Here is an 18,289-nt window from a genome sequence, read left to right as displayed (position 1 = left end):
CTAATTAATTTTATAATTTACGCTGCATGACTTGATGTTGGCGTTTGTGTTATCGTATGTATAGACCTGACCGTCTTTCTTATATCTAGTGGCAATCTCCCATTTAGCGATAAGGTCATGAAACAGTACGTCAATGTCTTGGATCAGAACGCTGATCTTATCTTTTGCTGAAATCATAAATGAGATATTCTTTGAATTGGGTCCTGCAGCAAACATGTGTGAATCATTTACATTTGACCTAAACACGCTTGTATTGCCCACTAAAACATTTACCCCAACATCTGGTGCATCCGAATTAAACATGGCATAATCCCAGACATGGCCCTTTGCGTTATGTGGATTTACTTCTATATAATCTATATTCAAGGTAAATAATTTGGTGGGCGGTTTTTTGAATGAAATGTCTTTTTTCTCCTTTTTATGCTGATGCAAATGTCCATCTGCATCTTTACCGCTCATTTCTGCCTGTACTGTAACGGTGTTTTCGCCTTCAGTAAGATTTAGGGCGGCATAAGGAATGAATTGTGTTACCTTTTTATCAAAGTATGAAGGTTGAATTTCCCTTCCTTTTAATTTAATAGTATATTCCAGAACACCACTGCTGTTTGTAACCGATTTATATCCCTGGGCAGGTTTTACCTTTTCATTATTCGCCAATAGCTGTGTCGTTAATTTAAATTCACAGCCACGGAGCAACGTGTCGTTATGTGCAAATTCTTCCAGTGAAAGGAAATTGTATTTATAAGTAATATTAAACCCTTTTACGCCCCCGTATTCGTAGTCTGTTTCAACACTGATTGTTGAAAGTATCTTAAATTCCTGAGCCTTTGCTGATACAGCTGCCATCAGTAAGATAAATACCTGAGTGAATTTTCTCATTTTATTCTTATTTATAACCTAAAATATAATGTACTAAAAAATAGTCCAATTCTATATTTATCTGAGAATCTGCCAGGTTTGGTAAAGCATCCTGCAGATACTTTTCAATTACCGGTCAAATACAACTCTGAAATATAAAGAATTAAAATTTGTACCATCACCTAATTGACCATATTCGTTGTTACCGGTAGTATAAACGGTATCATTCTTCATAATCATGGAATTGTAAAAACCTGTTGAAACATTGGTTACGCCGGTATGAATCAGTTTGAAGGCAGTGACCGGATGCGCTGTGCTGCTGTCTCCCAATTGTCCGTGATGGTTTGCACCCGTTCCATAAAGATTCCCCGCAAAGTCAACATAAAATGAAGTGTAATCGCCGGTACTTATAAATCGTATGTTGTCCGCAATTTTATTAAATGCCATAATATCGCCGATATTACCATTACCAACTGCACCAAACTGGTTGACGCCACTAATCCAAAGTGAATTATCCATTCGTATGATCATGCTATGACTGCTCCCTGCAGCGGCAATTTTAACGCTGTCTAACACATATCTGAAGGTATTGGAACTATTATCCGTACCGTTGCCAAATTGAAAATATTCATTATCGCCTGTCGCATACAAGAATCCTGAACGGTCAACAGCCAACGAATGTCCGTTGCCAGCTGAAACAAACGCAATATTATCTTTTACTTTTTTAAAAACAGGAGTTGAGCCAATTCTGCCTAAACCTAATTGTCCGTTGTCATTATTGCCAGCAGCCCAAAGTGTATAATCAGTTTTTATTATAAAAGACGATTGACCATTACAACTGATACTTTCCACACTATCTTCTGCAAACGTGAAATAAAATAAATTAGCGTGAATTGTATCGTCAATTCCTAGTTCACCAACATAATTACTTCCTGTAACCCAAAGCGTTTTATCTGCCTTTAAAATGAACGTTTGAGAGCTGCCTGCCGATACCTGAGCAACACTATCAGCAATTTTCATGAACGTAGCGCTGTTTGGTCCGGTGCCGATACCAAGTTCTCCTCCATTTCTTTTCCCGCTTGCCCAAAGCGAACCATCTTCTTTAAGTACAAAGGATACTCTGTTGCCAACTTCTACACGCAGATTTTTGAAAGTTGTATTAATGCCGGTAATTTCTTTATTACAGGCAGCAAGCATACAGATACAGATAATGGTTACATGTTTAGTGATGATTCTCATCGTTGTATATTTGTTAATTAAATCTACAATAAATTCATCAGAAATGATTATAATTGAGTATTTGGCATATTTCATCGAGTATTCGGGAATTAACACGCTGTTTTATATGAAAGAGGGAATTTTGAGCTATTGCAAATGGTTCGTATGATACAAATCAGACATTTTGTGTACAGGAAAACCAACGGTTAGATTCATACACCTGATTGTTACCCGTAAATACATTCGCAATGGTGTTAATTTCCAATAATGTCTGGTTATATCAGGAAATTAAACAGCATAGGGTTTTCCTGAATCGGAATATAATCCACCTTATATTTCTTCATACGCTGCAGGAGTGCATCGTAATCGCTCCTGTTTTTCTGCTCGATACCGACTAAAGCCGGTCCGCTTTCCTTGCTGTTTTTCTTGGTATATTCAAACAGCGTGATGTCATCATTTTCACCCAGCACCTTATTGACAAACTGCTTCAATGCACCGCTGCGCTGCGGGAATTTTATAATGAAATAATGTTTTAATCCTTCATAAATCAGGGAGCGCTCCTTGATATCCGGCATACGTTCGATATCGTTATTACCACCGCTCAGGATGCAGACCACCGTTTTTCCCCGGATCTGCTCTTTATAAAAATCCAGTGCGGCAATCGACAAGGCACCAGCCGGCTCCGCCACTATCGCATCCTGGTTATAGAGCTGCAGAATGCGGGTGCAGATTCTGCCTTCCGGTACCAGAACCATATCATCCAGTCCTTTTTTGCAAATCGGCAGGGTGATATGTCCCACCTGTTTGACGGCAGCGCCATCCACAAAACTGTCTATTTTATCGAGCAGGATGACCTTGTTTTTTTTGATGGACTGTTCCATCGCCGGCGCTCCTGCCGGTTCCACACCGATTATCTTGGTTGCAGGCGAAAACTGTTTGAACCAGGTAATGATTCCGGCAACGAGACCACCGCCGCCAATGGGAACAAAAACATAATCAATCTTTTTCTTACCCATCTGCTCCAGCACTTCCAAACCAACCGTACCTTGTCCTTCAATAATCAGTTTATGGTCGAATGGGGAAACAAAAATCTTATTTTCCTTCTGTGTGAATTTGATGGCCGCATTCTTTGCATCGTCGTAGGTATCTCCGGATAAAACAATATCCACATATTTTTTACCCAGGCGTTCCACCGCAGATACCTTTTGTTTGGGTGTAGTCACCGGCATAAAGACAATCCCTTTTATTTTCAGCAGGCTGCAGGACAGGGCAAATCCCTGCGCATGATTGCCGGCACTGGAACAAACGACGCCTTGTTTTTTTTGTGCTGCAGACAACTGAGACATGAGGTTATAAGCACCCCTTATTTTATAGGAACGAACGACCTGCAAATCCTCTCTTTTGAGATAAATTTTTGAACCGAATTCTTCTGAAAGATGCTCATTGAGCTTCAACGGAGTGGTTTCCACAACATTGCTCAGCACATTTTTTGCCTTTAAGATCCCTTGTACGGTAGGTAGTTCCATTGCCATAATGCGACGAAGTTAGGGAATAACAGGTATTTGTTTGAGATAATACAGTAAATTTTTCATTAAACTACACCAATCCGAATTGCATAAAATGATGCATAAAGTGTTTGTACTGAAAAATCAGCCATTCCCGTTTATCCAGCCGACCGAATAACGGATGCAGCAATGTTGTAAAATCAGGCTTGTTAATGGTATGGAGGAATTGCGAAATGGTTCGTTTCAGTTGGTCTTTTGCTTCCTGTAAGGTTGCGGTTTTCAGGGGAACAGTTTCGTCTTTTGGAAGAAAAGGTGGTTTAAAACTGACAGGCATGCCGTATTCGCTGTATAAAAACTCCCGCTGCCTTGGAAGTTTTTCTGCAGGAGTAATCAGCTGTACCTTCTCGTTGAAAAGGACAAACTCAAGGGGGAAAACAAGATGCTCCAGCATGTGATGGATACTCATCATTCCCCATAACGGCTGTTCATCGCCGGTAATTGCTTCGATAACCTGAACCGTTTTGGTCTGAAAAAAATCCTCCAGGTCTATATTCATATCTACAATGGCTCTGTCCTGCATAACGGATCTTATTTTTGAAGATGTGGGTGAATTAATACTTGCTGTTTCCCAGGGAAAAATCTATCGGTACTTTCTTGCGATTCAGCTGGTCTTCGAAATTGCAGAAAAATCCCTGTTTGTAGGCTGGCGTTTTGAAAATCGCTGAATCCTGCTTTTGCTTCTGGGTATCCGCAAATAAAATACTTTGTGCATTTAAATGTTTAGGCCTGACGGATAAAGAATCCTGTGCATACAGTATGCCAACTATTTTCATCATTACTATCAGGCTTGCCGTTCGCATATCATGGATTTAAGAAATCACCGGATTCTATCCGTTCAGCGTTTTCAGGAAGGGGGATGTTGTAAAAATACACCCAGCTTTCCAGCTCTTCCTTTTCCGTATTGATGGTTGCCTTTACCCTTCTGTATTCATACGGTACCGTTCCAACTCCTATCCCTTCGTATTCATCTATTTTCTTCAGTACCGCAGCATCGTTCAGCTTAAATACATCGCCTATGACTTCATCACCGGCATCCGTGGTTTCGATTAATGCCGGATACCAGTCAATTCTGTATAAACGGGCTTTGGGCAGTATTGCCATGCCGATGAGGGTCGCATTTTCAGCCAGTGCCCCCGCCATAGGGTGATTTTGGTTCAGGCGCAGGGTGCCATAGGCAAATAGATATTCAGACATAACGGTAAAAATAGAAACTCGATGTATAAATTACAATAACAAGATGTAAAAAAAAATTAAAATATGACGCCGGCTGTCATTTGGAACATGTGGGTCTGCGTCCGGAAAACTTCCTTGTAAAAACTGCGGAATCCTAAATTATATTTAAAATCAAAGATAAACATGGCAATATCCATTCCGGTTCCCAGCTGGTAACTGAATTGTTCCGGCCTGAGTATTGCTCTCTTTTCATTCAGTTTCAGCTTATAGACTTCTTTACTGTTTTGCTGATATAATACGGCATGTGCCTTCATGATAAAATCAGCCTCGATTCCATTGTATATCCTCCACTTAAAAATAGGTTTTTTGACAGGGATGGCGCCAAAAATAAAAGGAATTCCAAACGTATGATAACGCATGGTCAGATGACCAATTGGGATATTTTGACCGATAGTGCCTGTCAATGCATCACTGTTGATATGAACCTGTGACCACAAATAATTCAGTTCAAACTGAGCAAAAACTTTCTGTCTGGATACCCTGAAAAAAATCCCGCCCTGATACCCCAATCCAACATCTTTTTGTGCTTTATACTGATAAACATAATGGTCTATATTTATCCCGGACTGAAAACCAATCTGAAGTTTAGGGCGGGCACCCATCTTAAACACATGGGGTTTCATTTCGCCGAATAAAAGCGATGGAACCAAAAATAAAAATCCAATCATCAAACTCTTTCTCATGTCACTTAACTTTTACATCACGCACACATCTGAAACCCGTATGCTGCAAACCGGTTTCAGGTGATGTTTTCATTCGTGCCGACACCCTGAATCCGGAACAGTAGCTGTCATTGCACAAAAATGAGCCGCCCCTGATGACCTTTTCCATAGGTCGTTCGATTTTCATAATTTCTGTTTGCCTGTCATTAACAGATATATTAAAGATATTATTTTTCTTACAATAAACATAAATATCTTTCACATACCAGTCTTCACACCACTCCCAAACATTGCCGGCTATATCATACAATCCGAAGTTGTTAGGAGCGTAGGATTTCACCGGAGCTGCCCGTTCGTATTTATCCAATCGTGTATTCAGATACGGGAAATCGCCGTTCCAGCTGTTGCATTTTTGATTTCCTCTATTAACAGACTCGTTCCCCCATGTATAAATTTTGTCTTCCATACCACCTCTTGCTGCATATTCCCATTCCGCTTCCGTTGGCAACCGTTTTCCGGACCACCTGCAATATTCCAATGCATCATACCAGGAAATATGTACCACCGGGAAATTTTCTTTGCCTTCGATGGAAGACTCCGGCCCTTCAGGATGTTTCCAGTCAGCACCTTCCACAAATTTCCACCAGGTATTCGGGTTTGCTTCTTCACCGGGTTTTAGAGGATTAAAAACAAGAGAGCCTGCTTTCTGAAAAACCGGCTTACCCTGCTCATCCTGATATTCAAAATCTTTTTCTGCGGTGGTAACATAGCCGGCAGCGTCTGTAAATTTTTTAAACTGTGCATTCGTCACCTCTGTCTCGTCCATCCAAAAATCAGGTACCTTCATTTTATGTACAGGAAATTCATCAACCCTTGACTGCTCATTGTTTCCGCCCATCTCAAATTCTCCTCCGGGAATCAGTACCATGCCGTCCTTTCTAATCCATCCGGAAGGCTTGTTAGGCTCACAGGAAATAAAAAGGATGGATACGAGACAACACAAGAATCGAGTCGGATGATGCCTTAATAAGATGTAAAACACGGAATACAGCATAGAAACAGGTTAGGTTGGAAATAAATATTCTACCCCTTCTATTATAAAACGATGGTCCATCAGCCGCGGCCATAAGGGTTTTTTGGGAAGCGTCAACTCCCAGTCCTCGATATCTTTGGTCAATTCCGTGACTTTATCAGGCATCAATAGATGCAGATTGTTTCTCTCTCCCTTGTCAGTTTTCAGATTATACAATTCAACCCATTTATCTCTTGAACTGAAAATCAGTTTATAATCGCCTTTTATGACAGCATGTATGTGATCCGCCCTCCAAAACAATTTATCGTGCGGAGCAGCATCGTTTTGTCCGGACAGATACGGAAACAGATTGGTACCATCATAAATTCTGTCGATAGATAAATTGATATTGCAGATGGCTGCGACGGTTGTAAAAATATCAAGCGAAATGACCGATTCATTATAAGCTGTATTTTCCGGCAAATGGCTTTTCCATTTAAAGATAAACGGAACTTTTATGCCTCCCTCAAATTGTGTCAGTTTTCCGCCTTTCAATGGCTCACTTGTAGGAATCTGTGTGTAAGTGGCAGGCCCATTATCACTCAAAAATATAATCATCGTATTCTCATCCAGATTCAAATCTTTTATTTTTTGGTGAATCGCACCCACTGCATTATCCATGGAACGGATGATGGCATTATAAACCGCTTTTCCTTTATCTTTTGTATTATAATATTCTCTGGCAAATAAATCCAGCGGCGCCTGATAAGGCTCATGCGGCGCAGTGAAAGGAATATATAAGAAGAATGGTCTGTCTTTATTCTTCTCTATAAACTGAATGGAGCGGTCACGAATCGCATCCGTAAGGTATTGTGCTTCATGTTTTATCTTCTTGTTGTTTTCATAAATCATGGCGTCTTCCTTCCTTGCCATCTGCCACTGATATTTTGCCTCAAAATTTGTTCTCCGGTGATTCACAATATTATCCTGAAATTCTTTTTCGGCATACAAGGTGAAGGCACCATAACAGCCATACTGATAATCAAAGCCGCATTTACCGGGAATATTGATTTCCGGATTTTTACCTAAATGCCATTTGCCGATGATACCGGTAGCATAATTATTTTTTTTCAGTAACTCTGCAAGTGTTATTTCTGAAGGAGGGATACCCTGTTTGACAATTTCCCATTCTCTGGGATAATGCGGCTTTGTAACAACCACCCAGGAGCTGTCTTTCTCAGAGAAATACTTGCCCGTAAAATACTCAATCAGGTTGGTAGGATAAAACTCCATCTGCTGGGTTTCAAATCCGCATCGCTGCTGATAGCGGCCGGTGAGAATACCACACCTCGATGGTGCACAAATCGGAGAAGATACATACCCTTTTGTGCATTTCACCCCTTCTTGTGCCAATTCGTCGATGAAGGGCGTTTGAACCGTGGAATTGCCATAACAACTGACGTCATTCAGCCCCAAATCATCTGCCACGATTAAAATGATGTTGGGTGATTTGGATACATTGGAAACGGTTGCGGACAAGAATTCCTTTTTTCCGGCCAGTAAATTCTTATCCCATTTGATTCTCCATTTAATCGCTCCGGTTGACAACGGGTAACAAGACACGAAAAAGATACCTACTATTAAAGAAACGATAATAGGACGCCTTGATTTCACAGCCGGTTTTCTCATATTATTCTGTATCTTTAATTTCATAAATATACTTAATGAAAGTTGAAATAAAAAAGGAAATTGCTAACAGTATAACACACGGAATAGGAATCTTATTCTTTCTGATTGCGACTCCTTTTTTACTGCACAAAGCTTTTCACGTTAAAACCATCTATTTGGTGGCATGCATCGTATTCAGCATCGGCCTGATTATGGTATATGCATCTTCCACCATTTATCATGCCATCCAGAAAGAAAAACTCAAAAAGAAACTCCGCGTACTGGACCACATCAGCATTTATATGCTGATTGGAGGGAGTTATACGCCTTACATCGCCAAATATCTTACCAATCCCAAAGCCGGTACGTTTTTAATGATACTATGGAGCATCATAGCAGTGGGCGTATTATTAAAATTTTTCTTTACCGGCAAATATGACTTCATCTCCACCCTGAGCTACCTTGTACTTGGATGGATGGCGGTTTTCATCATCAAGCCGATGATACACGGAATGCCGGCAAATGTGATGTGGCTGCTGATTTCCGGCGGACTGTGTTACTCCCTGGGAGTCATATTCTATGCCTGGAAAAAATTCACCTACCATCATGCCGTATGGCATTGTTTCGTGCTCGGCGGCAGCATCACCCATTTTTACGGCGTGTGGTACTCTTTAAATTAATTTTTCTTCTGTCTCTCAATACGTCTACAATTTAGTACTTTTGTTTATGCACAAAAATGCCGATAAGGGCGTATATGCTTACCTGTTGTCAGACTATTTCGCAGCACTTGCCGGCTGGTGTTGTTTTTTTATTTTTCGTAAAACATACATTGAGCATATTGCATTAGGTTTAGATGAACTGATCCATGACAAAAAGTTCATATTCGGTATTTTCTTCATCCCTGTCTTCTGGGTGATTTATTATTTTTTTTCCAACACCTACACGAAAATGCTGAAAAAGTCGAGGCTGCAGGAAATCTATAAAACAGCCTTACAGTCATTTGTCGGCGGAATCATACTCTTTTTCAGTTTAATGCTCAACGACCTCATACAGGGATACAAAGACTACTATTACCTGTTCTTTGGATTTATCGTATTGCATTTCTTTTGCACTGTGGTATTCAGGTTAAGCGTCTTAACGATACTGAAACACCAGATAGCTAATGGAACAGTTTTTATACCGACACTCTTAATTGGCACCAAGGAAAATTGTGAAAAGATAGAACAGGATATCAATTCCTCTAAGGTCAAACTTCCCTATCGGATTGTTCAGAAACAGGAACTGGATAATGGGACTTTCCGTATACATCCGGTTAACATATATTACGAAGATGTCATTCTCGCACTCGGAAGTGTTTCGACGCAATTGATGGAAAGTACCATCATCTCATTCCTGAATCAGGAAAAAACGGTGCAGATATTGCCGGATGAATTAGATATCTTATCGGGAAAATTTAAGACGCAAAGCATCTTTGGTTCGCCGTTGATAGAAATCCCGACAGCGTTGATACAACCCTGGCAGCGAGTCGCCAAACGTGGTATTGACCTATTTGCCTCTCTTTTTGGATTACTATTTTTATCACCGCTGCTTATGGCAATCGGATGGAAAGTCAAAAAGTCATCCGCCGGTCCTATTTTCTTCCGTCAGGAAAGAGTGGGGCTGAACGGCAAATTATTTTCCATCATCAAGTTCCGTTCAATGGTGCTGAATGCAGAAAACGGAATTCCACAGTTATCCTCCGAAAATGACGAACGCATCACACCTTTCGGTAAGTTCATCCGAAAATACCGCATAGATGAACTACCACAATTATGGAACGTACTCAGAGGCGATATGAGCCTTGTTGGCCCCAGACCTGAAAGAAAATATTTCATTGACCAGATTATTCAGACAGCCCCTCAATACCAGCTCCTGCAACGTGTAAAACCAGGCATCACCTCGCTGGGAATGGTAAAATTCGGCTATGCTTCCAGCATTACAGAAATGCTGCAACGCATGCGGTATGACCTGCTGTATATAGAAAACATTTCACTATTGATGGATTTTAAAATCCTGATTTATACCGTTTTGATCTTATGGAAAGGAAAGGGGAAATAAAAAAAATGCAATATCTTCAATAACAATCCACATCCACCACCACTCTCAACTGCTTAAAACTCTGAAACTGGTATAATGCCTGAATCGACTGTTGTATATCTTTCTTGACAATCGCCAGTTCCTTATGGTTTTTGGGAATTTTTATCAGTATATCGCGCAGATACAGGTTGTTAACTTTCTGGATAATCGGTGCATTCGGACCTACCACCCAGCCGGGATATCTGGCATTGAGGTATTCGGCAATTTTAGTGGCCGCCTCTATGGTAGTTTTTATTTCTTTGTGTTTCAGCGTCAGCTGAATCAGTCTTGAATACGGAGGGTAATTATACTGCTGCCTTTCCTGCAGCTGCTGCATATAAAAATCTTCATAGCTTTTATTCAAGATATAATCCGCCATCACATGATGGATATTGCCAATCTGTATGAACACCTTTCCGCGTTTGCCTCTCCTGCCGGCACGGCCGCTCACCTGCAGCAGCAGCTGATACGCGCGTTCCATCGCCCGGAAATCCGGATAAAACAACAAAGCATCGGCATTCAGCACACCCACCATACTTACATTCTCAAAATCCAGCCCCTTCGTCACCATTTGCGTTCCCACTAAAATATCATAGGCTCCCTCTTCAAACGCTTCAATAATTTTTTCATGTCCTTTTTTGCTGCGAACCGTGTCATAATCCATCCGGCCGATATTGGCATGCGGAAACATCGTTTTCAAATCTTCTTCAATGCGCTCCGTACCCAATCCTTTCTGCTGCATATCGTTCAAACCACAGGCTTTGCAGGTATTTACGACGCTTTGCGTATAACCGCAATAATGACAGCGCAGGTCATTCGTAAACTTATGATACGTCAGACTCACATCACAATTTTTACACATCGGAATCCAGTTGCAGCTGCTGCAGGCAAGGTAAGGCGCATATCCTCTCCTGTTCTGGAAAAGTATAACCTGTTCTTTATTGTTCAATGTCTGTTGAATTTCATCGCGGAGTACAAAAGTGATACCGGAAACTATCTGTTTTTTCTTGTTAGCTTCCGTTAAACTGATAAAATTTATTTCAGGCAACTGTATATCGCCGTAGCGGTTATTCAGCTTTACCAACCCGTATTTTCCGGCTGTTGCATTCGCATAACTTTCTATGCTTGGCGTAGCGGTACCTAATACCACTTTTCCGTTAAATTGTTTGGCCAAATAAATGGCGGCATCACGGCTCTGGTAGCGGGGTGCCGGATCGTATTGCTTATAGGAAGTGTCATGTTCTTCATCGACAATCACCAAACCGATTTCCTGAAAAGGGAGAAAGACGGCAGAACGGGCGCCCAGCACCACTTTTGTTTCACCGCTCAGCACCTTATTCCATATTTCCACCCGTTCGGCATTGTTGAATTTGGAATGATACACCGCTATCGAACCGATGATTTTTTCTATTCGCTGTATCAGTTGAGCGGTTAATGCAATCTCCGGCAGCAGGTACAATACCTGTTTTCCTTTCTGTAATTGTTCTTTTATCAGGTCAATGTACACTAATGTTTTCCCGCTGGAAGTAATGCCATGCAGCAACACCACTTCCCTGGTCTGGAAATGCTCTTTGATTTCCTGAAGGGCAGCTGTCTGTTCCGGAGACAATGCAAATGCAGTCAATTCATCCGGCCCTGATTTACCTATTCTGTCTATCACGCATTCCTGCAGAGTAAAAATTTCCTTATTGACTAAAGACTTCAGCACCTCAGAAGAAACACCTGCTTTTTTTAGCAATTCTGACCGCTTCACCGACTGATTTTTTTTGGAAAATTCCATGAACGATAGCAGAACGGCCTCCTGTTTCGGGTATTTTACGACCAAATCGAATGCTTCTTTCGAAGGCATTCCTTTGGCGTTATATTTATCTCCCAATGCGATGAAGGTATCCGTTTTGGGTGTGTATTTTTCATTCAGCGTTTCCCTGACATACATTATTTTCTTTTGCAGCAGACTCTTAATCGGTTTGCTGACGGTTTGTTTTTGCAGAATCTGTATAATGTCTTTGACAGTAATGGCATCCTGATGGTTCAATGCCTCGGCAATCATGTATTCGTCATCCGGAAGATTCAGAATATCCATCTCTTCAGAAGGGTTTTTAACGAAATATGTCTCCGAGTCCAGCTTAAAATAAGCCGGTAACGCCGCCTGCATCACTTCCCCGAGTGTGCACATGTAGTATGATGCGAGCCATTCCCAGAATTTCAATTGCCCGGAAGTGACGATTGGCTGCTCATCCATGACAGACAAGACCGGCTTGGCGACATATTCCAACGGAGGCTGATTGCTGACCGAATGGACCAGTGCCGCATATAGTTTCTGTCTGCCGAACTGCACTTCCACCCTGCAGCCGGGTTTTAACTGACCGGTTAAAAAATCAGGCACAGCATACGTATATAATCTGGGTAATGCCAGCGGCAGAATGACCTGTACAAATTGTTTATATGTATGCAATGTTTCCAATGACTTTTTGCCTGATTATTGATTTAAGAATTGCATAACCTGATTCACCCCAGATTTTGTCTGTTAGTGTGTAACTTTAATACAATTACACTGCAATGATAACAAAAATGAACTCAAAAGAAGATATCAAAGAAGCGCTGATATCCATTTTTGATGAATTAAATGGATACCTGAAGACGGTAGATGATGCCACCTTTAAGAAAACTATAAACGGAAAATGGAGCATTGCACAGAATACAGACCACCTGACCCTATCCAATTTCATCACCAATCTTAGCCTTAATATACCGAAAGTGGTTTTGAAGCAATTATATGATACCAACAACCGCACCTGCCAAAACTACGATGAGGTGGTATGGAGATATCAGCGAAGCCTGAGCGGAGGTGCAAAAGCGACTTTTCCATTTCAGCCAAAAATAAGCATGGTACCTATTCGATTTCTGGTGGAAAAGCTTTGGGAGAATTCTGCAAAAGAATTATTGCAATCCCTGGATTCCTGGACAGAAGAAGAATTGGACACCTACCTGATTCCGCATCCGATTATCGGAAAGATTACCGTGCGGGAATTATTATTTTTTACCGTTTACCATATTCAGCACCACCTGAATACCATTCAGTCAATACATTAGAATATCCTATCTTTGTTGTAGCTTTATAACATGAAGAAATCAGCTGCAGCTAAAAAACCGGCTATTCAGAGCAAAACCACTGAACCGGTAACGAAGGTGTCCGTCGGACCTGCATTTGATTATACAAAATGGTTTCCGTGGATAGCTGCCGCATTTGCCTTCCTGCTATACATCAATACGGTGAATCACGGGTATGTGCTGGATGACGACACGGTAATGGCAAAAAATACGATTGTAACGAAAGGTATAAAAGCCATACCGGAGATCATGACCTCTGCCTATCGAAAAGGCGCCTGGGACCGCCAGGAAAGCCTTTATCGTCCTCTATCCCTAATCTTTTTTGCTATTGAATGGCAGGTTGCCCCCAACCAACCAATAGTAGGGCACCTTATCAATATACTTTTTTATGCGCTTAGCATATATCTTCTGTATCTGTTATTGCAACAATGGATGCCGCAAAGACATTCTTTGGTTATTTTGTCGGCAACCATACTTTTTGCAGTACATCCCCTACATACAGAAGTAGTCGCCAATATCAAAAGCCGTGATGAAATCCTGGGGTTGCTGTTCGCCATACTCGCATTTCAATCTTTCCATAAATACGCCGTCACTACACAGATAAAAGATCTGGCGTTGGGAAGTATCTGTTTCCTGTTGGCCGTATTATCCAAGGAAAGCGCCATCACACTCTTTGCCGTTGTTCCGTTATCCATGTATTTTTTCAATGCTATGGATTACAAAAAACTACTGATAGTGATGATTGCATTACTGGTTGGTGTTGCAATCTATTTCATCCTCCGTAAAATAGCCTTAGGCAGTTTAGTGAATTTCAATAAAATTGATGTACTGAATAATTCTCTGGTTGCGGCTGAAAACCCGGCTGACAGAATCGCTACGGCAGTTATGCTGGTGGGGTATTACCTGTTGCTATTTATCTTCCCGCATCCGCTGAGTTTTGATTACTCCCTGAACACTTTCCCGACCATCACCTTCAGTGATTACAGATTCATGATGACTATGGGGGTCCTGTTCTTTTTATTGTTTTATATTCTTAAAAACTTCAGGAAGAAGGGTGTGATTGTATTCGGGATCCTGTTTTTTGGCATTACGCTTTCCATCGTTTCCAATATTTTTCTTTTAATAGAAGCCACTCTCGCAGAACGATTTTTATTTCTGCCTTCACTGGGATTATGCCTTGCCGTTGTATTCTTAATGGAAAAAGCATTCCTGTTTTCAGTCGGTAAAGAGGCGAGCTTTGCCAATATCTTCCGGGAGTACAAATGGATGGTTGTTTTGATGGGTTTTATCTTATTACTCTTTTCTGTAAAAACCGTAAGCAGAAATGCGGACTGGAAAGACAACCTTACATTATTTACTGCCGATAAAGAACACAATCCGAAAAGCTACAGGGTTTTGTCCGCCTATGCATTTGAATTCACTAAACAGAAAATCATCCCGCTTCCGGAAAACAATCCGGATAAGTTATTGAATTGCCGGGAAGCCGTCAGTTATTTAACTCAAAGCCTTGCCATTATTCCGGATAATTTCAAGGCATGGAACCTGCTGGCTTATTGTCAATCCCAACTGAAAGACTATCCGCAGGTTATTCATGCCTTTGAGAATGGTATTCCATTTTACAAAAACGAACCCGACAAAATAAAATTCTATATCATGGGAGTCAATGCCTATTACTACACAGGCAATTATTCAAAAGCAACGGAAACCTGCCGTACCGCCCTGCAAATGGAACCCAACAATGCCGTCTTGTTAAATTGCCTGGGTATGAGTTTAACGGAAACCAATCAGCGGGAAGAGGCATTCAATGCATTAACAAAATCTGCTCAACTGGACAGCAAAGAACCCGATGTATGGTACAATATCGGCAACTGGTATGCGAAAGGAGGCGACTTTGCTTCTGCAATCAAAAATTATTCGAAGACACTTCAACTGGATAGTAATCATATTAATGCCATGAACAATACCGGAAATTGCTATGCTGTGCTGAAACAATACGAAAAGGCTATAAGCTGTTTTGAAAAGATAATTCAACTGAATCCCGGCAATAAAGACGCCATCAGAAACATGGCGGCAACCCATTCCAATCTGGGGAATAAGGAAAAAGCGCAGGAGTACCTGAACACATTGCAATCTTTGCCGTAACATCCAAATTATCAGACATTCCGAAAAGTTCTATTCCACAAATGATGAATCGGTAAAACTTAATAAGAATGCTTTTAAATCCGCCTTATCCTGCGTTGACAGATTCAGCCCCCAGAATCCCGTGGTTTCAACCCGCTTATTTGCCTTCTCCCGCATGATCGGCTCCAGTGTAGGTGAGCCCTTGGGCCCTTCATTATAAAAATCAATAACCTCATCCAACGTAGCAAACCTTCCGTCGTGCATATAAGGGTTGCTGAAGGCAAGATTCCGAAGTGCAGGTATCTTAAATCTGCCGTTATCTGAAGGATTTCCGGTAAACTTGCCTAACCCCAAATCCACAAAATCATTTGCTGCAGAAACGGAATCCAGACCGTTGTTGGCAAATGTCCTGTCCGGAGAAATAAAAACTTCCGGGGCAGCTGTGCTGTGACAATGAAAGCAATCTCCTTTTTCCGTGGTAAAAATTTGCAATCCCCTCAACTCAGCATCAGAAAGAGTACCTTCACTCCGGAGATATCTGTCAAATCGTGTGTTATAAGAAATCAGGGATCTTTCAAATTGCTCCAACGCCTTTGTAACCAACCCTTCGCTTACCGTTTTAGTTCCAAATGCTTTCCAGAATAAATCAATATAACCAGGCTGACGTTGCAACCGCTGTACTGCCTGTGTTATAGGCAAATGCATTTCGAGCGGGTCTTCAATAGGCATTTTTGCCTGTTCCTGCAAAGAAGCAGCCCTGCCGTCCCAAAAGAACCGGTCTTTTTGCCAGGCCAGATTAATCAAAGCGATGGAGTGTCTTTTTCCAAGTGTGCCTCCCACTCCGGAGCTCCTGACTGATGGATCTGAAAAGGAATTCTCTTTCTTGTGACAACTGGAACAGGAGATAGTAGAATCTAACGATAAGATAGGATCAAAAAACAATCTCTTACCCAATGCTATGCCTTCCAGAGTCATCGGATTATCAGGATTCTCCGGTAAACTTCTGAAATTTCTGATAACAGGAGGTATATAAGGCGTTGTGGCAGGCGGAATCAGTACCACTTCTTTTTTACAGGAAAACAAGGTAACCGCGCACAAAAATGCTGCAATTGCTGATAATATGCTTATCCTTTTACTCATTAAGGAGTAATGGTTGTTTTTATGCCACTTATAAAACTATTCTTGATTGCTATCGCCCTGGGTATTTCAGTAGATTCACTGTGAATACTGAAATTGGTGATTTGAAAAGGATCCGCATCCAATACAAATAACTTGTCCAAATCCAGCTCAACGGTCAGTTTACTGCCGGCTTTTGGCAAACCTGTTACACTTATAGTATGGTATAGAGTATCTGTGCCTATATGCATGGAAAAAGGGTTTGTTGGGGTTTGATTCTTGGTTGGAGAATTATCAATATTGCCTTCCACAACCAAAAATCTGTATTTCAGCATATCCCAATATAATCCCGATTCTACACTCAAGGGATGGGCTGCTTCAAAACTGGCCGGAATGGATGCATTCTGATCCTTGTCCAGTCCAAATGAGAATTCAAAAATAGAAAACGTCCCCTCCGGGACTGAAAAGGAAAAGGAATGGCTGTCATTTTTGTAAAGAAAAATATCTTGGACAAGAACTTGTTTATCCGTTGAGTCCCTGAACCTGAAATTTGAAAAAAGTATTTTGCTATCAGGGGTATTCAATACATAAGGTCTGCCGAAAGGAGTCTTATTGGTCGTTTTGACGACAAATTCCACCAGTACGTCTGAATCTTGTTTCTTACAGGAAGCAATCATAAGCAGCAGAAACAAATAAGGTATGGTTTTTCTCATCCGGTAAAATTAATGATTAAAGCGAACTTATGTTTTACCTTAACATAAAAAAAGCATCCAACAGAGGTACTATTGAATGCTTTTAATATTTTTTTCACAAGTTGGTTTAGTCTCTGCCCAATACCTTCTTCCAAAATAGGGCCGCAACTACACCACCGGCAATCGGCGCAGCTATAAACAGCCATAGTTGTGTCAATGCAGCACCGCCTGCAAATACGGCAGGACCAATACTTCTGGCAGGGTTAACGGAAACACCGGTAACTTTTATACCTACGATATGGATTAATACCAATGTCAAACCAATTACCAATCCGGCAAAGGCACCGTTCGAATTTTGGGAACTGGTAGTGCCAAAGATAACTGTCAGGAAAATAAAGGTAAACACCGTTTCAGCAATAAATGCCGCCAGCGTAGAATACTCACCGAGATACCCCTCGCCCCAGCCGTTCGATCCCAGCGCCCATTCTTTCATTTCAAAAGCAGGTTGATTACTGGCAATAATATATAAGATTCCAGCACCCGCAATGCCTCCTATCACCTGCGAGATAATGTATCCTGCGGTGTCTTTAGGTGTTAATCGTCCGGCTACAAGCATCGCCACAGAAATTGCAGGATTGATATGGCAACCAGATATTGGGCCAAGGGTGTAAGCCATTCCTACCACTGATAAGCCAAAGGCAAAAGAGATACCCAGCAAACCGACACCTGTGGTACCATCAGCACCTGCTATGACGGCACTGCCGCAGCCCATTAAAACCAATACCATGGTACCAATGCCTTCCGCAAGGTACTTTGTTAAATTCTTTATTTCCATAATTATGTATTTTTTGGGAAAGATATGTATAATCTGCAAACAAATCAACCGGAAGAAATAAAAAGGGCACTCAATGAGTGCCC

At 41.3% G+C, this 18,289-nt stretch carries 17 protein-coding genes; 4 read left to right on the top strand and 13 right to left on the bottom strand.

Going from position 1 to position 18,289, the window contains the following annotated elements:
- The 9 genes from IPM95_10585 to IPM95_10545 form a co-directional block, all read right to left on the bottom strand.
- The gene (locus IPM95_10585) at positions 1 to 879 is read right to left on the bottom strand and encodes a hypothetical protein (protein ID MBK9329735.1); all 879 of its coding nucleotides are present in this window, start codon (positions 877 to 879) and stop codon (positions 1 to 3) included.
- Positions 880 to 987: 108 nt separating this feature from the next.
- Positions 988 to 2,097, bottom strand: a complete 1,110-nt coding sequence (locus IPM95_10580; GenBank protein ID MBK9329734.1) for a hypothetical protein — start codon at positions 2,095 to 2,097, stop codon at positions 988 to 990.
- A gap of 254 nt (positions 2,098 to 2,351) precedes the next feature.
- Positions 2,352 to 3,602: a threonine ammonia-lyase gene (gene ilvA / locus IPM95_10575; protein MBK9329733.1), complete on the bottom strand. Its 1,251-nt coding sequence runs from the start codon at positions 3,600 to 3,602 to the stop codon at positions 2,352 to 2,354.
- A gap of 70 nt (positions 3,603 to 3,672) precedes the next feature.
- On the bottom strand, positions 3,673 to 4,161 hold the full coding sequence (locus tag IPM95_10570) for a DUF1569 domain-containing protein (GenBank protein ID MBK9329732.1): 489 nt from the start codon (positions 4,159 to 4,161) through the stop codon (positions 3,673 to 3,675).
- A 31-nt stretch (positions 4,162 to 4,192) separates the two neighbouring features.
- Positions 4,193 to 4,441: a hypothetical protein gene (locus IPM95_10565; protein ID MBK9329731.1), complete on the bottom strand. Its 249-nt coding sequence runs from the start codon at positions 4,439 to 4,441 to the stop codon at positions 4,193 to 4,195.
- 1 nt (position 4,442) lies between these two features.
- Positions 4,443 to 4,835, bottom strand: a complete 393-nt coding sequence (locus IPM95_10560) for a gamma-glutamylcyclotransferase (GenBank protein MBK9329730.1) — start codon at positions 4,833 to 4,835, stop codon at positions 4,443 to 4,445.
- 56 nt (positions 4,836 to 4,891) lie between these two features.
- On the bottom strand, positions 4,892 to 5,557 hold the full coding sequence (locus IPM95_10555) for an outer membrane beta-barrel protein (protein ID MBK9329729.1): 666 nt from the start codon (positions 5,555 to 5,557) through the stop codon (positions 4,892 to 4,894).
- 1 nt (position 5,558) lies between these two features.
- Positions 5,559 to 6,590: a formylglycine-generating enzyme family protein gene (locus IPM95_10550; protein ID MBK9329728.1), complete on the bottom strand. Its 1,032-nt coding sequence runs from the start codon at positions 6,588 to 6,590 to the stop codon at positions 5,559 to 5,561.
- Positions 6,591 to 6,599: 9 nt separating this feature from the next.
- On the bottom strand, positions 6,600 to 8,261 hold the full coding sequence (locus IPM95_10545) for a sulfatase-like hydrolase/transferase (protein MBK9329727.1): 1,662 nt from the start codon (positions 8,259 to 8,261) through the stop codon (positions 6,600 to 6,602).
- 11 nt (positions 8,262 to 8,272) lie between these two features.
- Here IPM95_10545 and IPM95_10540 point away from each other — a divergent pair, with 11 nt between their 5' ends.
- Both IPM95_10540 and IPM95_10535 read left to right on the top strand, forming a co-directional pair.
- A complete protein-coding gene (locus tag IPM95_10540; GenBank protein MBK9329726.1) occupies positions 8,273 to 8,896 on the top strand; it encodes a hemolysin III family protein in 624 nt (207 codons plus the stop codon).
- A 46-nt stretch (positions 8,897 to 8,942) separates the two neighbouring features.
- On the top strand, positions 8,943 to 10,313 hold the full coding sequence (locus IPM95_10535) for a sugar transferase (GenBank protein MBK9329725.1): 1,371 nt from the start codon (positions 8,943 to 8,945) through the stop codon (positions 10,311 to 10,313).
- A gap of 16 nt (positions 10,314 to 10,329) precedes the next feature.
- On the opposite strand, the gene priA is transcribed toward IPM95_10535, so the two are convergent.
- A complete protein-coding gene (gene priA, locus IPM95_10530; GenBank protein ID MBK9329724.1) occupies positions 10,330 to 12,795 on the bottom strand; it encodes a primosomal protein N' in 2,466 nt (821 codons plus the stop codon).
- 107 nt (positions 12,796 to 12,902) lie between these two features.
- On the opposite strand from priA, the gene IPM95_10525 reads away from it, so the two are divergent.
- Both IPM95_10525 and IPM95_10520 read left to right on the top strand, forming a co-directional pair.
- Positions 12,903 to 13,424 carry a DinB family protein gene (locus IPM95_10525; GenBank protein ID MBK9329723.1) on the top strand — a complete coding sequence of 174 codons (522 nt, stop codon included), beginning with the start codon at positions 12,903 to 12,905 and terminating at the stop codon, positions 13,422 to 13,424.
- A gap of 30 nt (positions 13,425 to 13,454) precedes the next feature.
- Positions 13,455 to 15,584, top strand: coding sequence for a tetratricopeptide repeat protein (locus IPM95_10520; GenBank protein MBK9329722.1), 2,130 nt, complete (start codon positions 13,455 to 13,457; stop codon positions 15,582 to 15,584).
- Between the two features lie 30 nt (positions 15,585 to 15,614).
- Here IPM95_10520 and IPM95_10515 read toward each other — a convergent pair whose 3' ends face one another.
- The 3 genes from IPM95_10515 to aqpZ all read right to left on the bottom strand — a co-directional run bounded on the left by IPM95_10515 (position 15,615) and on the right by aqpZ (position 18,206).
- Positions 15,615 to 16,703, bottom strand: coding sequence for a cytochrome-c peroxidase (locus IPM95_10515; GenBank protein ID MBK9329721.1), 1,089 nt, complete (start codon positions 16,701 to 16,703; stop codon positions 15,615 to 15,617).
- The gene (locus IPM95_10510) at positions 16,703 to 17,392 is read right to left on the bottom strand and encodes a hypothetical protein (protein MBK9329720.1); all 690 of its coding nucleotides are present in this window, start codon (positions 17,390 to 17,392) and stop codon (positions 16,703 to 16,705) included. The genes IPM95_10515 and IPM95_10510 overlap by 1 nt, the downstream gene beginning before the upstream one ends.
- Before the next feature lie 106 nt (positions 17,393 to 17,498).
- Positions 17,499 to 18,206: an aquaporin Z gene (gene aqpZ / locus IPM95_10505; GenBank protein ID MBK9329719.1), complete on the bottom strand. Its 708-nt coding sequence runs from the start codon at positions 18,204 to 18,206 to the stop codon at positions 17,499 to 17,501.
- Positions 18,207 to 18,289 lie beyond the last annotated feature (83 nt).

The organism is Sphingobacteriales bacterium, from assembly GCA_016719635.1.
In the GTDB taxonomy this organism is placed as follows: Bacteria; Bacteroidota; Bacteroidia; order Chitinophagales; family JADIYW01; genus JADJSS01.
The sequence above is the reverse complement of the archived record's forward strand: the minus strand, read 5'-3'. Positions and strand labels throughout refer to the sequence as shown.

Coding starts and splice junctions, on each gene's coding strand:
- aqpZ (MBK9329719.1), bottom strand. CDS start 18,206: ATGGAAATAAAGAATTTAACAAAGTACCTTGCGGAAGGCATTGGTACC.
- IPM95_10535 (MBK9329725.1), top strand. CDS start 8,943: ATGCACAAAAATGCCGATAAGGGCGTATATGCTTACCTGTTGTCAGAC.
- IPM95_10520 (MBK9329722.1), top strand. CDS start 13,455: ATGAAGAAATCAGCTGCAGCTAAAAAACCGGCTATTCAGAGCAAAACC.
- IPM95_10540 (MBK9329726.1), top strand. CDS start 8,273: ATGAAAGTTGAAATAAAAAAGGAAATTGCTAACAGTATAACACACGGA.
- IPM95_10580 (MBK9329734.1), bottom strand. CDS start 2,097: ATGAGAATCATCACTAAACATGTAACCATTATCTGTATCTGTATGCTT.
- IPM95_10525 (MBK9329723.1), top strand. CDS start 12,903: ATGAACTCAAAAGAAGATATCAAAGAAGCGCTGATATCCATTTTTGAT.
- IPM95_10585 (MBK9329735.1), bottom strand. CDS start 879: ATGAGAAAATTCACTCAGGTATTTATCTTACTGATGGCAGCTGTATCA.
- ilvA (MBK9329733.1), bottom strand. CDS start 3,602: ATGGAACTACCTACCGTACAAGGGATCTTAAAGGCAAAAAATGTGCTG.
- IPM95_10515 (MBK9329721.1), bottom strand. CDS start 16,703: ATGAGTAAAAGGATAAGCATATTATCAGCAATTGCAGCATTTTTGTGC.
- IPM95_10560 (MBK9329730.1), bottom strand. CDS start 4,835: ATGTCTGAATATCTATTTGCCTATGGCACCCTGCGCCTGAACCAAAAT.
- IPM95_10570 (MBK9329732.1), bottom strand. CDS start 4,161: ATGCAGGACAGAGCCATTGTAGATATGAATATAGACCTGGAGGATTTT.
- IPM95_10550 (MBK9329728.1), bottom strand. CDS start 6,590: ATGCTGTATTCCGTGTTTTACATCTTATTAAGGCATCATCCGACTCGA.
- IPM95_10510 (MBK9329720.1), bottom strand. CDS start 17,392: ATGAGAAAAACCATACCTTATTTGTTTCTGCTGCTTATGATTGCTTCC.
- IPM95_10555 (MBK9329729.1), bottom strand. CDS start 5,557: ATGAGAAAGAGTTTGATGATTGGATTTTTATTTTTGGTTCCATCGCTT.
- IPM95_10565 (MBK9329731.1), bottom strand. CDS start 4,441: ATGCGAACGGCAAGCCTGATAGTAATGATGAAAATAGTTGGCATACTG.
- IPM95_10545 (MBK9329727.1), bottom strand. CDS start 8,261: ATGAAATTAAAGATACAGAATAATATGAGAAAACCGGCTGTGAAATCA.